At 66.2% G+C, this 12,779-nt stretch carries 10 protein-coding genes and 1 pseudogene; 4 read left to right on the forward strand and 7 right to left on the reverse strand.

Annotated features, from left to right (window positions below):
* Window positions 1-13 precede the first annotated feature (13 nt).
* Window positions 14-1,102: pseudogene (locus MKK88_RS23070) on the reverse strand (HD domain-containing phosphohydrolase); the annotation flags it as partial.
* Window positions 1,103-1,656: 554 nt separating this feature from the next.
* Here MKK88_RS23070 and MKK88_RS23075 point away from each other — a divergent pair.
* Window positions 1,657-2,541 (forward strand): LysR substrate-binding domain-containing protein, encoded by an 885-nt coding sequence (locus tag MKK88_RS23075; RefSeq protein ID WP_244003881.1) that lies wholly within the window; start codon window positions 1,657-1,659, stop codon window positions 2,539-2,541.
* A gap of 237 nt (window positions 2,542-2,778) precedes the next feature.
* On the forward strand, window positions 2,779-4,326 hold the full coding sequence (locus tag MKK88_RS23080; RefSeq protein WP_244003883.1) for a sulfotransferase family 2 domain-containing protein: 1,548 nt from the start codon (window positions 2,779-2,781) through the stop codon (window positions 4,324-4,326).
* Window positions 4,327-4,654: 328 nt separating this feature from the next.
* On the opposite strand, the gene MKK88_RS23085 is transcribed toward MKK88_RS23080, so the two are convergent.
* Both MKK88_RS23085 and cysC read right to left on the reverse strand, forming a co-directional pair.
* Entirely contained in the window at window positions 4,655-4,831 is a 177-nt protein-coding gene (locus MKK88_RS23085; protein ID WP_244003885.1) for a hypothetical protein, read from the reverse strand.
* 199 nt (window positions 4,832-5,030) lie between these two features.
* Window positions 5,031-6,005: an adenylyl-sulfate kinase gene (gene cysC, locus MKK88_RS23090; protein ID WP_313902343.1), complete on the reverse strand. Its 975-nt coding sequence runs from the start codon at window positions 6,003-6,005 to the stop codon at window positions 5,031-5,033.
* Window positions 6,006-6,123: 118 nt separating this feature from the next.
* On the opposite strand from cysC, the gene MKK88_RS23095 reads away from it, so the two are divergent.
* Together MKK88_RS23095 and MKK88_RS23100 are read left to right on the forward strand one after the other, a co-directional pair.
* Window positions 6,124-6,693, forward strand: a complete 570-nt coding sequence (locus MKK88_RS23095; protein ID WP_244003887.1) for a hypothetical protein — start codon at window positions 6,124-6,126, stop codon at window positions 6,691-6,693.
* A gap of 676 nt (window positions 6,694-7,369) precedes the next feature.
* Entirely contained in the window at window positions 7,370-7,981 is a 612-nt protein-coding gene (locus MKK88_RS23100; RefSeq protein ID WP_244003888.1) for a hypothetical protein, read from the forward strand.
* Between the two features lie 61 nt (window positions 7,982-8,042).
* Here MKK88_RS23100 and urtE read toward each other — a convergent pair whose 3' ends face one another.
* The 4 genes from urtE to urtB all read right to left on the reverse strand — a co-directional run bounded on the left by urtE (window position 8,043) and on the right by urtB (window position 12,588).
* The gene (gene urtE / locus MKK88_RS23105) at window positions 8,043-8,738 is read right to left on the reverse strand and encodes an urea ABC transporter ATP-binding subunit UrtE (protein WP_244003890.1); all 696 of its coding nucleotides are present in this window, start codon (window positions 8,736-8,738) and stop codon (window positions 8,043-8,045) included.
* A gap of 184 nt (window positions 8,739-8,922) precedes the next feature.
* A complete protein-coding gene (gene urtD, locus MKK88_RS23110) occupies window positions 8,923-9,720 on the reverse strand; it encodes an urea ABC transporter ATP-binding protein UrtD (protein ID WP_244003892.1) in 798 nt (265 codons plus the stop codon).
* Window positions 9,717-10,871 (reverse strand): urea ABC transporter permease subunit UrtC, encoded by a 1,155-nt coding sequence (gene urtC / locus MKK88_RS23115; protein WP_244003893.1) that lies wholly within the window; start codon window positions 10,869-10,871, stop codon window positions 9,717-9,719. The genes urtD and urtC overlap by 4 nt, the downstream gene beginning before the upstream one ends.
* A 145-nt stretch (window positions 10,872-11,016) precedes the next feature.
* A complete protein-coding gene (urtB, locus tag MKK88_RS23120; protein WP_244003895.1) occupies window positions 11,017-12,588 on the reverse strand; it encodes an urea ABC transporter permease subunit UrtB in 1,572 nt (523 codons plus the stop codon).
* Window positions 12,589-12,779 lie beyond the last annotated feature (191 nt).

Below are 12,779 nucleotides of genomic sequence, written 5' to 3' on the forward strand. Positions count from 1 at the left end.
CCGGCGGCGCGGCGGCGATCTCGCGCAGCAGGGTCGGGACCCGCGCCCAGGGCTCGGTGACCGGCCGGATCGCGGCCCGCTCCTGCCCGCCGGCGATGCGGATATCGGCCCAGCGGGCACAGAAGGCCGCGACGCAATCCGGGTCGAAATGGCGCCCGCTCTCGGCGCGCAGGCTGTCCAGGGCCGCCGCGAAGGGCATCGCCGCCTTGTAGGGGCGCTGCGTGGTCAGGGCGTCGAACACGTCCGCCACCGCGACGATCCGGGCGGCGAGCGGGATCGCGGTCCCGGCGAGCCCGTTCGGGTAGCCGCTGCCGTCCCAGCGCTCGTGATGGGCTTCGGCGATCTCGGCCGCGAGACGGATCAGCTCGGATTCGCTCCCGCCCAGGATGCGCTGGCCGATGGTGGTATGGGTCTGGACCACGGCGAACTCGTCCAGATCCAGCCGCCCGGGCTTCAGCAGGATGCCGTCCGGGACGCCGACCTTGCCGACATCGTGCAGCGGTGCCGCGAGGTAGAGGTTGCGGCAGAAATCGGCGCCGAGCCCGAGCCCCTCGGCGATGATCTGGCTGTAACGGGCGACCCGCCAGGTATGGTCGCCCGTGTCGTTGTCGCGGTACTCGACCGCGAGGGCGAGGCGGAAGATGATCTCCTCCTCGCGCTCGCGCATGTGGCGCAGGGCAGCCTCGACCTCGCCGTCGAGCCAGGCCGCCTGCTCGGCCAGCCGCCGCACGGCCTTGGCGAGGCGGATCACGTTGCGCAGCCGTACGGTCAGCTCGACGCCCTGCATGGAGGTGTCGAGAAAGTCGGTCGCCCCGGCCTCCAGGGCGGAGAGCCGCACCGCGTCCGAGATGTCGTCGGCCAGCATCACGATCGGCACCTGGGCATAGTGCGGGATGGTCCGCATGCACCGGATGAAGGCGATCCCGTCCATGGCGCGCAGGTGGCAATCGACCAGGATGAGGTCGAAGGCCCGGATCTGCGCCTCGATGAGCGCGGTGGCCGGATCGGCGTAGTCGGTCACGCTCACATCGGGCTTGGCCTCCAGCAGCCGGCGCAGCCGCTGGCGCATGGTGGCGCTGTCGTCAACCAGGAGTGCGTCCATCAGGGGCTCCCGGGCGGCGGTGTCGGTGCGACCGGCGCGGCGACGCCCGCCGGATAGGGGCGAGGGTGGTTCATCCGGAACTTCGTCGCCTGCCCCGGTCCGAACCTCTGCTGCCGCGGACGTATCGGACTCAGTTCCGGGGCGGGCACGGGCGGGAGATCTATCATTGATGCGCTCGGGACGGCGGCTGTATGATAGATTTGGATCGCAACGCGTTAAAAGTAGGTAAATAATTATTCTGCTGAGCCGAGTAGAAATAACTCTGTATCCGTACGAAATCTTGAAACGATGAGAAGGACAGAGGCGTATCGATCAGTTGACCTAAGGAGATCAGAAATTGAAACTTCGAACGATAGTACACATTGCACTTTTGCCGAGGCACAGCCCTGAACGGCGGTCATGAACAGGATCGCGCGTGGCGCGGACCGGCTTCTCCCTGTGGGGGCGCCGATCGGAAGCGCTGACACGGGACCGGGCCGCGGCTACCGTCGCGCGCCTGCGGACATCGTGTCCGGCAGGCCGGCACCGGAGGCCCGTCGGGAGAAGCCGGGACGATGATGCGGTTCGATCTCACGGATCTCGGCCTGTTCCGGCATGTGGTCGAGGCCGGCTCGATCACCCATGGGGCGGCGCGGGCGAACCTCGCCCTCGCGGCGGCCTCCACACGAATCCGGCTGATGGAGGAATCCCTCGGGGCGGCGCTGCTGACCCGGGGGCGCCAGGGCATCAGCCCGACCCCGGCCGGGCGCGCGCTCCTCGTCCATGCCCGGGAGGTTCTGGCCGCGGTCGAGCGCCTGCGCGAGGAGATGTCGGCCTATTCGGGGGGCGCCTTCGGCCAGATCCGGGTGCTGGCCAACACCAACGCCCTCACCGAATTCCTGCCGGAGGCACTCTCGGCCTTCCTGGCCGACCATCCCGGGATCGGCGTCGAGATCGACGAGCGCACCTCCGAGGAGATTGTCGGGCTGGTGGCCGAGGGGGCGGCCGATCTCGGCATCCTGTCCGGCACGGTGGATACCGGCTCGCTCCAGACCTTCCCGTTCCGGGAGGACCGGTTCGTGCTCGTCGCCGCCCGGGATCATCCCCTGGCGGGGCGGGGGGCGATTCCCTTCGCCGAGGTTCTCGGCCACGACCTCGTCGGCCTCGACAGGCGCAGCGCCATCAGCCGGTTCCTCGTCGCCCAGGCGGCGCGGGAGGGGCGTCCGATGCGCCTGCGGGCGCAGCTGCGCGGCTTCGACGCCGTCTGTCGGCTGGTCGAGGCCCGGGTCGGTCTCGCCGTCCTGCCGGAGAGCGCGGCCGCCCGGGCCGCCCAGGGCCTTGCCCTGGCGGTGGTGCCGCTGGCCGACACGTGGGCACGGCGCGACCTCACCCTGTGCCTGCGGGACCTCGACGGGCTGCCGCCCTTCATCCGGGCCTTCGTGGCGCAGCTGCGGGCTTGACCGACCCAGCGAAGGCCATGGTTTCAAAAGGGCGAGCCCTTCTGCGGGTCCAGGGGAGCGCCCTGGCGCCGGGCGTTGCCCGGTGCCGGGCGTTGATCGGTGCCGTCGCTGCTTTCGGGTGCTGCCCGCGTCCAAGCTGTCGATAAGAGCAGGGGTCGAGCCAAACGCCCTGGTCTCCGAAAGCCGAAGGTTCAGCGCTGACCGTCGCAGCATAACGGATGGCCAAAGGCTGTTATCGTGCGCAGTATTTGGCTGTTAAAGCCGATCATCGCGTTGCTTCCGGGAATTGAAGTTACGTTATTTGTATATTTAGCTAATATAAAAATACAAAATGGAGATCCGAAGCGATATGACACCGGTCATGACCATGCGCTTGATCTGCGACAGCCTAGTCATGACGGCCACGGTTTGGATATAAGCGTCCTCGAAGGCGGCCTGGGGATCCTCGACTGCCGCCGGCCTCTTCCCTGTGCTTCGCACAAGGGTGCGGGCAATTTATCAACTTCAGATAGTTTTGCGTATCGTCCGTTGGTCGTCGCAAATACCAAGATACAAGGTTTCGGGGCTGTGTATAACAAAATTGCGTTTTTTCATCTGAAAAAGACGGCTGGAACATCTGTATACCGGCATCTTCGGGACGCGGTCAGGCCAGAGTTGTGCGCAAGCTGGAGCTTGGAATTTGATCAGGCCAAGCATTATAGCGTTATTGGCGGACACTATGAATTTCAAGATATAATCAGCATCGATGCCGTGAAGATATGCTTCCTGCGTGATCCCGTCGAGCGGTTCATTTCACTCTATAATTACGTACAGACGTTCTCGAAGGAGGAATTAATCCGCAACGGCGATGCTGGAGCGATCGGCATGCACCCATTGACGCTCGAAGCATGCTTGGACAGCACGGATCAGGATATTTTGTATGACGTTTCGAACTGTTATTGCAAAAACTTTTTTGGGCGCGACTATGTCCGGAGCGACGTCTTCTCCGAAGAGGGGTCGTTCACAGAGAAAGCTTGGTCTGTCATTAACAAAATCGATTTTTTCGGATTCCAGGAAGATTTTGAATCGTCCATCATAAATTTGATAAAATTTCTAGGGTTGAGCCGACCGAGAAAAATATACAGAGAGAAAAGTATTCAATACATTCTAGAAGGACAAGGAAAATCTGCCGACGATGAAGAGATTAAATCTCTTTCGGCAAAAATTATGGATCTTAATTTGGATGATGTGGCGCTATATCGGAATATTCGAGCGCGTGGTTTTGACGGAAGACTGGGTTCGCCAAATTATGGCCTTGGTGATTTCCCCCGCGCTGAAGTCGGGCGCAAATTCAAATTCAAGGGTGTCGTCGAGTCGTTCTCAAGTATCTTGTATGACGGGTGGCACGATGTCGAAGATGGGGTGTGGTCGAAAGGGACAACCGCGGCATTGATCTTGTCCCATAGTGGGGATGCAAATCTGATTGTTTTGGAAATCGAAGTTCCGCGACAGGACAGGGCGCCGGTCAAAAATATTACCGTTACCCTGAATGAGAAATTCGCGCATCGGACGCATGTCGTTCATTCGAACACGGCTATAAGAGTTCCGCAGCTGAAAACCGACGATCGATTTGTCGCGCTCGACGCTGCAGGAAGGTTCTTGCTGAGCATTCCGGTCGGGCACATATCGTCGCCTTTGTACCATGTGACGATATCGATTGATAAGATCTTCGTGCCGGCGCGATATGAGGCCACGGGCGACAACAGAGAGCTTGGATTCAAACTACACGAGGTGTCTGTTCTCTGACATTCAGGCGGGACGCTACTGAGAGCGGGCTCAACCCTGCCGCTTGCGTTGCATCGGGAGAGGCTTCGAGATGTCTGCGTAAAATCGGGCGGCGGCTGATTTCCCCGCCGCCGGGGCGCTCTCCGCCGACGTGGGTACCGGTTCGGCGGGGAGTGCGTCACAACGAAGGCTCCGGGCCGCACGATTGCAACGCGGTCGAGTACGGCCCTCTGGGAGTGCGTTCTGTTTTCGCGCTGCGCTGCCGATCGACGCGGTCCGCACGGTGGTTGGATCTGGCCCATGGGCAGATCGGTATGGGGCACGTGTGCGACGTCGCGATTTATCGCCTCTAGGGATGATCCTCGCCAGGGATCAACAGGCGCACAATGTCGGAGGTGGAATGCAGTGGGATCAAGGCTTCCGAGCTGGTCTCGCCCGGCAAGAGCTGAATGACGACGCCCGCGATGCTGCTGTCATCTGAGCGATAATCCTGCCCGGCCTCGCGGTGTTTCCGCACGGACTTCATCGGTGTTGCCTGATGCGGCGCGTGTCCGCGCGGTCCAGGCAACGCTTCAATCTATCCTGATGTCTCCACGACGGTCGTCCTTCAGAGTCGAGCAGCCTCCGAAGCTGGATCGCGACCAAGGTTTCGTGAGTGGGCATGGCGAGCGTTCTTCGCCGAAGGTGATGCCGCTTCTGCACACGAAAGCGCGCCACAACAAAGGCTAAGCGCTGCGCGCGATTGCAACACGACCGGGCGCGGCTCTGAATTGAGGCGATGCCATCGCCGCTGAACGCTTCATCAACTGGGAGATGATTGATGTTGCCGATTGTTCGATCGTGCATCCTTCGGTCGAAACCACCAGATCAGGGGCTTCAGGAGCCTCGTAGGGTGCTGAGATGCCGGTGAAGTGTGGAATCTTTCCGGCTCGGGCTTTGAGATAAAGTCCTTTCGGATCGCGCCTCTCGCAAACTTGGAGTGGCGTATCGATGAAGGTTTCGAGGAACGTCGTGTCGCCTGCAATGCGGCGCGCCATGGCGCGCTCCTTGCGGAAGGGAGAAATCAGCGAGACGATGACGATCAAGCCGGCGTCAGCCATGAGGCGAGCGGTCTCGGCCGCCCGACGAATGTTCTCGACGCGGTCAGCGTCGGTGAAGCCTAGGTCGCTGCTGAGGCCGTGACGCAGGTTGTCGCCGTCGAGGACCACGGTGTGGCGCCCGGCCTCGATCAGCGCGCGGTCAACGGCATTGGCAATGCTCGACTTGCCGGCCCCGGACAGGCCCGTGAACCAAGCGATCACCGGGCGCTGTCCGAGAATGCGCCACCGCTTCTCACGCGGTTGCAACGTCTGCCAAGTCAGGTTGCGGTTGTCCGCGGTGTCAGCTTTTTCGTCCATCGATCTGCCAGTCGCATAGCTTCCGGGCAGACTACACGATTCCGTGATGAGCGATGTGCTAAATTCGGCACGGTGAAGCGTGCGAATTTCGTTGGCAATCTGATGGTTTAAGCGCAGGTAACCTTCCGATGGTGTCTGTTTATGATTCGAATTATGGTGGATTTCACTGATCTCTAGGCTGTGATCGTCTCGATGTATTAGAGGTGTTGATGCGTCATCACCTGCCGGGACGACCCAACTTGAGCTTTGCATGGCTGATGGCTGATGGCTGATGGCCGAAGGGCGCATGGGGATCGTCCGCATGGGGCGCCCGCGATCCTCCGGCAGCCGGACCACGATCGACAGCCCGGCCCGAAAGCCACATCCGGAGCGCGAGCCGCGTAGGACAGGGGACAGCGATTTCGGCCATTGGACACTGCCGATGCGGTCCTATATCACTACGAACAAGCTTGGCCAGAACGGCCGAGTATTGGTTTCTGGTGGCAATATGGTGTCGCGGATCGCGGTTCTCGGGCTCCTCCTGCTCACGACAAGCGCCTGTTCGCGGCTGCCGAACGTGCCCACCGCGTACAGCTCCCTGCCGGCCCTCACGCCCGGGCATGATGCCGTCCTGAAGGCCGTCCCGAGCCCGGTGGCGCCGGCCGTCCCGGTGGCCGCCCTGCCGGTGATCCGCATCCCGGGCACGGCCCTGGCGCACGGCGCCGAGAGCCCGGCCGAGCCCCAGGGACCGCGGGTGAACCCCACGGACGTCCTGGCGGCCTCGGCGCGCGCGCGGCTGGCTTGGCAGACCCTGCATCCGACAGAGCTGATGCGGCCGGCCTTCGGGGGGCGCAGAGACGCCTTCGCGCATTCCATCGATGAAACGGGGGCGATCGGTGCCGGCGAGCCTCCCGCGAAGGTCGAGACGTCTTCGTACGACCGCGCGGCGATGATGGCGCGCCTGGAGAAGGAAGGCCGCCGCGCCGGCAAGCCGATCTGCTCGGGCTGCTAGAGCGTTCTCCGCCGAAGCGGATGCCGGTTCGGCGCAAGGAACGGGTTGAAACACGGCGCTCAGCAGCCCGAGGCGATCCCCCTCCGGACCTGCGAAACCCTACCGGTCCCTCACATCCGGAGCCGATTCAAGGCTGCTCCGAAGGCGCGCCGCCCGGGCCATGGCGATCAGATGGTCGGGGGCCAGCGGCGCGTCGTTCGACGCCGGGTCGTCCCTCACCAGCCAGAGGCCGGGCGGGGACGTCCGGATCCGAGGCCGCTCGTCGCGCGCCTTCCGTCGGCCCCTCCCCGGTCCGACCGCGGTCGTCATGAGGCGGCCGCGCACGTCAGCGGGGACCGGGCTGGGGACGGGGCCTTGGCACGGGGATCGTGACCAGCTCGCCGGTCGTTGGATCGAGGATCGTCATGGGGCGCTCCTGCGGCAGTCCGCTATGGCAGGCCCGAATTGTGGTTTAACCTTGGCCAGCCGGGGGGCGTATTCACAGTTTTCACGGCATATGTAGCTGAGAGACGGTCTGCGAATTCTGAATAGGCGTCTTTAGACTCCTATTCAGGCGCGATCGAACGGGCTGGACGAGGCCCTGCCGGCGTCTCCGTCTGCGCGTTCCGCTCCAGTCGCGGGGAACAGGATGCTGGCCCCGGGTTCGGGCGGTCACCCCCTTCGCCCCGGGGATCGCATGGCGCCGCGCCCGACGGTCGTTGCCTTCGACATCATCGGTACGGCCTCCAGCCTCGAACCCCTGCGGCCCGCGCTGACACGGCTCGGGCTTCCCGCGATGGCCCTCGACTGGCTCTACACCGCCACCCTGCGGGACACGTTCGCGCGCCGCGACCGGCGCTTCGCACCGCTCGAGGCCGTTCTGGGAGGTTGTCTCGACGAGCTTCTGGCCCTGCAGGGCGTCGAGGCCGATCCGGACCGGAGGCCGGCCGTCCTGGGATCGATGGCCGATCTGCCGCCGCACCATGATGCCGGGGCGGCCTTCCGGATCCGGGCCCAAGCCGGGATCCGGATCGTTGCCTTCGACAATGGCGGGGCGCAGGCCACGCAGGCACTGCTCGCCAAGGCGGGGCTCGAGAGGTTCGCGGCCCGGGTCCTGCCAATCGAGGATATCGGGCTCGCCAAGCGGCGTCCGGAGGTCACCCGCTCCGCGGCCGAGGCGAGCGGCGTGGCACCCGGCGCGATGGCCCTGGTCGCCACGCATCCCTGGGACGTGCACGGTGCCCGGAGCGCCGGCCTCGTCGGGGCCTGCCTCGCCGACGGACGGCCCGACACGCCGGTGCTGGGTTAGCCCGACATCGCCGGCGAGACGCTGCGCGCGGTGGCCGAGCGCCTCGCGGGGCGATCGCCGCCTAGACCGACATCCACCGGAGCACGTCGGCCTCGACCATGTCGGCCCGGGCCCCGGCCAGGACCACCTGCCCGCGATCCATCACCGCGTAGGAATCGCAGAGGTCGCGGGCCCATTCGAAATACTGCTCCACCAGCACGATTCCCATCTCGCCCTTGCCGCGCAGGTAGGCGATCGCCCGGCCGATATCCTTGATGATCGAGGGCTGGATGCCTTCGGTGGGCTCATCGAGCACGAGGAGCTTGGGCCGGGTCACCAGCGCCCGGGCGATGGCGAGCTGCTGCTGCTGGCCGCCCGAGAGATCGCCGCCGCGCCGGTGCAGCATGTCCTTGAGCACCGGGAACAGGTCGTAGATCTCCCCCGGGATGTGGCGATCGCGGCGCTTCAATGGAGCGAAGCCGGTCTCCAGGTTCTCCTTGACGGTGAGCAGCGGAAAGATCTCGCGGCCCTGGGGCACGAAGGCGATCCCGGCGCGCGCCCGGTCGTAGGGGGCAAGCCCCTGGAGCGGGCGGCCGTCGAGGCGGATCGCGCCGGAGCGCACCGGCTGCTGGCCGACGATCGCCCGCAGCAGCGAGGTCTTGCCGACGCCGTTGCGGCCCAGAACCGTCGTCACCCGCCCGGCCTCGGCCGTGAGGGAGACGCCGCGGAGCGCCTGGGCGGCGCCGTAATAGAGATCGATCCCCTCGACGCTCAGCATGGGGATTCACCATCGGATTGCGCGGGCAAACACAGGGATTCCAAAGGGCTCAGCCCTTTGGTGGGGTGTCGGGGTGAAACCCCGGCCAACAGCTCTCCGGTCCCTTCCGGGGCCGGAGAGCTGTTTTGCAGGGCTCTGCCCTGCACCCGCAAAAGGTCTCGACCTTTTGAAACCATGATTGTGGTCATCGTCCCAGATAGACCTCGACCACCCGCGGGTCGGCCGAGACTGCGTCGATCGAGCCCTCGGCCAGCACCGCGCCCTCGTGCAGGCAGGTGACCCGGCAGCCGAGGTCGCGGACGAAGTGCATGTCGTGCTCGACCACCAGCACGGCGTGCTCGCCCGCGATCCGCCGGAGCAGGCGGGCGGTCTGCGCGGTCTCGGCGTCGGTCATGCCGGCCACCGGCTCGTCGACCAGCAGGAGCTTGGGGTCCTGGGCGAGCAGCATGCCGATCTCCAGCCATTGCTTCTGGCCGTGGCTCAGATCGGCCGCCGGACGGTTCCGGTGGGCCAGCAGGCCGACGGTCTCCAAGAGGGTGTCGATCCGCGCGGCCTCCACCCCGTTGCGCCAGCCGAACAGGGACGCGAAGGCGGCCCGCGGACCTTTGAGCGCCAGCAGGATGTTGTCGGCGACCGTGTGGCTCTCGAACACGGTCGGCTTCTGGAACTTGCGGCCGATGCCGAGGTCGGCGATCGCCGGCTCGTCGCTCCTGAGCAGGTCATGGGTGCCGTCGAACACGGCGATGCCGCTGTCCGGCCGGGTCTTGCCGGTGATGCAATCCATCATGGTGGTCTTGCCGGCGCCGTTCGGGCCGATGATCGCCCGCAGCTCGCCGCGGGCCAGCGTCAGCGACAGGCCGCGCAGGGCCTTGTAGCCGTCGAAGGTCACCCGCAGGTCGTCGAGGTAGAGGAGCGCGCCCGTCTCGCGCTTCCGGTTGGCGGGGCCGCTGGCATCCGGGCGTTCGAGGAGGTCGGTGGTCATGCGCCCTGCCCTTGTTCGACGCGTTCCGGGGCGATCTCGGGCTCCGGCGGCAGCTTGGCGGCGGCGCGCCGGGAGCCGAGGCGCTCGATCGCGGTGCCGACGAGGCCGCGCGGCAGGAACAGCGTCACGACCACGAACAGGGCGCCGAGCGCGAACAGCCACGCGTCGGGCATCGCGCCGGTGAGCACGGTCTTGGCGTAGTTGACCAGCACGGCGCCCAGCGCCGCGCCGACCAGGGTGCCGCGGCCGCCCACCGCCACCCAGATCACCGTCTCGATGGAGTTGGTGGGGGCGAACTCCCCCGGGTTGATGATGCCGACCTGCGGCACGTAGAGGGCGCCGGCCACGCCCGCCATCATGGCCGAGACCGTGAAGGCCAGCGTCTTGAAGTGCTCCGGCCGGTAGCCGAGGAAGCGCGTGCGGCTCTCGGCATCGCGCACGGCGATCAGGATCTTTCCATAGGCCGACACGGTCATGATCCGGGCGATCAGGTAGCCGAGCGCCAGCGCCACGCCGGTCGCCACGAAGATGCCGACGCGAAAACCCTGGGCCTGGACGGAAAATCCCAGAAGGTCCTTGAAGTCGGTCAGCCCGTTGTTGCCGCCGAGCCCCATGTCGTTGCGGAAGAAGGCGAGCATCAGCGCGTAGGTCAGCGCCTGGGTGATGATCGACAGGTAGACGCCCGTAACCCGCGACCGGAAGGCGAGCCAGCCGAACACGAAGGCCAGCAGCCCCGGCACCAGCAGCACCATCAGGGCCGCGAAGGCGAAGTGGTCGAAGCCGTACCAGTACCAGGGCAGGGCCTTGTAGTTCAGGAACACCATGAAGTCGGGCAGGACCGGGTTGCCGTAGACGCCCCGGGATCCGATCTGGCGCATCAGGTATAGGCCCATCGCGTAGCCGCCGAGCGCGAAGAACGCCCCGTGGCCGAGCGAGAGGATGCCGCAATAGCCCCAGACGAGGTCGAGGCTGACCGCGAGCAGCGCGTAGGCGAGGTATTTGCCGAACAGGGAGACGAGGTAGGTCGGCACGTGCAGGCCGGAGCCCTCCGGCACCGCGAGGTTCAGCACCGGCACGGCGAGGCAGAAGGCGGCCAGGACGGCGAGGAAGATCCAGCCCTTCAGGTCGATCAGGGGGGTGCGGGGGGTCATGCGGCGGATCCCGAGGACGCAACGCGTGTCCCCTCCCCCTTGCGGGGAGGGGTGGGGGTGGTTCCGGCTCGAGCGCGGCGGTGCCTTCTGCACCACCCCCACCCTCGGTCCCTCCCCGCAAGGGGGAGGGACGGACGCCAGTCCCTCACGATTCCACCGCCCGGCCCTTGAGCGCGAACAGGCCGCGCGGGCGCTTCTGGATGAACAGGATGATGAAGATCAGGAGCCCGATCTTGGCCAGAACCGCGCCGATATACGGCTCGGCGAGCTTGTTCACGATGCCGAGCGTCAGCGCCGCCACCAGCGTCCCCCAGAGGTTGCCGACGCCGCCGAACACCACCACGAGGAACGAGTCGATGATGTAGCCCTGGCCGAGATTGGGCGAGACGTTGTCGATCTGCGACAGCGCCACTCCGGCGATCCCCGCGATGCCGGAGCCGAGCCCGAAGGTCAGGGCGTCGACGTAGGGCGTGCGGATGCCCATGGCGGCGGCCATGCGCCGGTTCTGGGTGACCGCCCGGGTCTTCAGGCCGAACGACGTCTTTCTGAGCACGAAGAGGAGGCCCAGGAACACCGCCATCGCGAACGCGATGATCCACATCCGGCCCCAGGTGATCGACAGGCCGTAGAAATCGAAGGCACCGCTCATGAAGGCCGGCGCGCCGACCTCGCGGTTGGTCGGGCCGAAGATCGAGCGCACGCCCTGCTGCAGCGCGAGGCTGACCCCGAAGGTGGCGAGCAGCGTCTCCAGCGGGCGCCCGTACAGGAAGCGGATGATGAACCGCTCGATCAGCACGCCCATCAGCCCCGCCACCAGGAACGCGCAGGGGATGCTGATCGCGAGCGACCAGCCGAACAGGGCCGGTGCCTTTGTGCGGATCAGCTCCTGCACGAGGTATGTCGTGTAGGCGCCGAGCATCACCATCTCGCCGTGCGCCATGTTGATCACGCCCATCACCCCGAAGGTGATGGCGAGCCCGATGGCGGCGAGCAGCAGGACCGAGCCGAGCGAGATGCCGTACCAGACGTTCTGGAGGGCACCGAGGATCGCGAGCCGCGTCTCGATCGCCGCGATGCCCCGGGCGGACGCTGCGCGGACCGCGTCGCTCGGATCCGCCGCGAGACCGCGCAGGATGCCCATCGCGTCGCCATCGCCCCGGGCCTGGATGGCGGGAATGGCGGCAATCCGGTCGGCCTCCGCGGTCCCGGGCTTGGCGAGCAGCACGGCGGCGCGAGCTTCGGTCAGCGCCTGCCGGACGCCCGGATTGGTCTCGCGGGCCAAAGCCGCGTCGAGGGCCGGCAGCGCCGCCGCGTCGCGGGCCTTGAATACCGCGTCGGCCGCGGCGCGGCGCTTGGCCGGATCGGCGTTTGCGAGGTCGAGCTGCCCGCGGGCGGCCTCGATCGCCCGGCGGACCCGGTTGTTGGCGCGCACGGGCTTGAGGTCCGGGCTGTCGGCGGCCGGGGCACCGGTCTTCGCATCCACGACGGCGTTGCCCTGCCGGATCAGCAGGGTCTTGTCCGGGCTCGCCAGCAGCCGGCCGTCCGACAGGGCCGCGAGAATCGCGTCGGCGCGCGGGTCGCCCGAGGCGGCAAGGCCGGAGACGCCGGCTTCGATCTCGGCATAGCCGTCGCCGGCGAGCTGGCCGTAGGGGTCGGCGGTCTGCGCCAGCGCCGGGGCGGCGAGGAGCAGGAAGAGGAGGCAGAGGAGACGGAGCATCGGGGCCGTTCTGCGAGCCGAGAGCGGTGCGTTCATCACGTGTGAGGCGCGTATCCCCTCTCCCCGCGTGCGGGGAGCGGAGGCGAAGCCGGAGCGAAGGTGAGGGGGCGGTTCCGGATGCGTCTCATCCGTCGAAGCCCCCTCACTTTCGGCTGCCGCCTCGATTCCTACCCCGACATGGGGGCAGGAAG

This window comes from Methylobacterium sp. E-005, assembly GCF_022829725.1.
Taxonomy (GTDB): domain Bacteria; phylum Pseudomonadota; class Alphaproteobacteria; order Rhizobiales; family Beijerinckiaceae; genus Methylobacterium.

Coding starts and splice junctions, on each gene's coding strand:
- MKK88_RS23075 (WP_244003881.1), top strand. CDS start 1,657: ATGATGCGGTTCGATCTCACGGATCTCGGCCTGTTCCGGCATGTGGTC.
- MKK88_RS23085 (WP_244003885.1), bottom strand. CDS start 4,831: ATGAAGTCCGTGCGGAAACACCGCGAGGCCGGGCAGGATTATCGCTCA.
- cysC (WP_313902343.1), bottom strand. CDS start 6,005: ATGCGGACGATCCCCATGCGCCCTTCGGCCATCAGCCATCAGCCATCA.
- MKK88_RS23095 (WP_244003887.1), top strand. CDS start 6,124: ATGCGGTCCTATATCACTACGAACAAGCTTGGCCAGAACGGCCGAGTA.
- MKK88_RS23100 (WP_244003888.1), top strand. CDS start 7,370: ATGGCGCCGCGCCCGACGGTCGTTGCCTTCGACATCATCGGTACGGCC.
- urtE (WP_244003890.1), bottom strand. CDS start 8,738: ATGCTGAGCGTCGAGGGGATCGATCTCTATTACGGCGCCGCCCAGGCG.
- urtD (WP_244003892.1), bottom strand. CDS start 9,720: ATGACCACCGACCTCCTCGAACGCCCGGATGCCAGCGGCCCCGCCAAC.
- urtC (WP_244003893.1), bottom strand. CDS start 10,871: ATGACCCCCCGCACCCCCCTGATCGACCTGAAGGGCTGGATCTTCCTC.
- urtB (WP_244003895.1), bottom strand. CDS start 12,588: ATGCTCCGTCTCCTCTGCCTCCTCTTCCTGCTCCTCGCCGCCCCGGCG.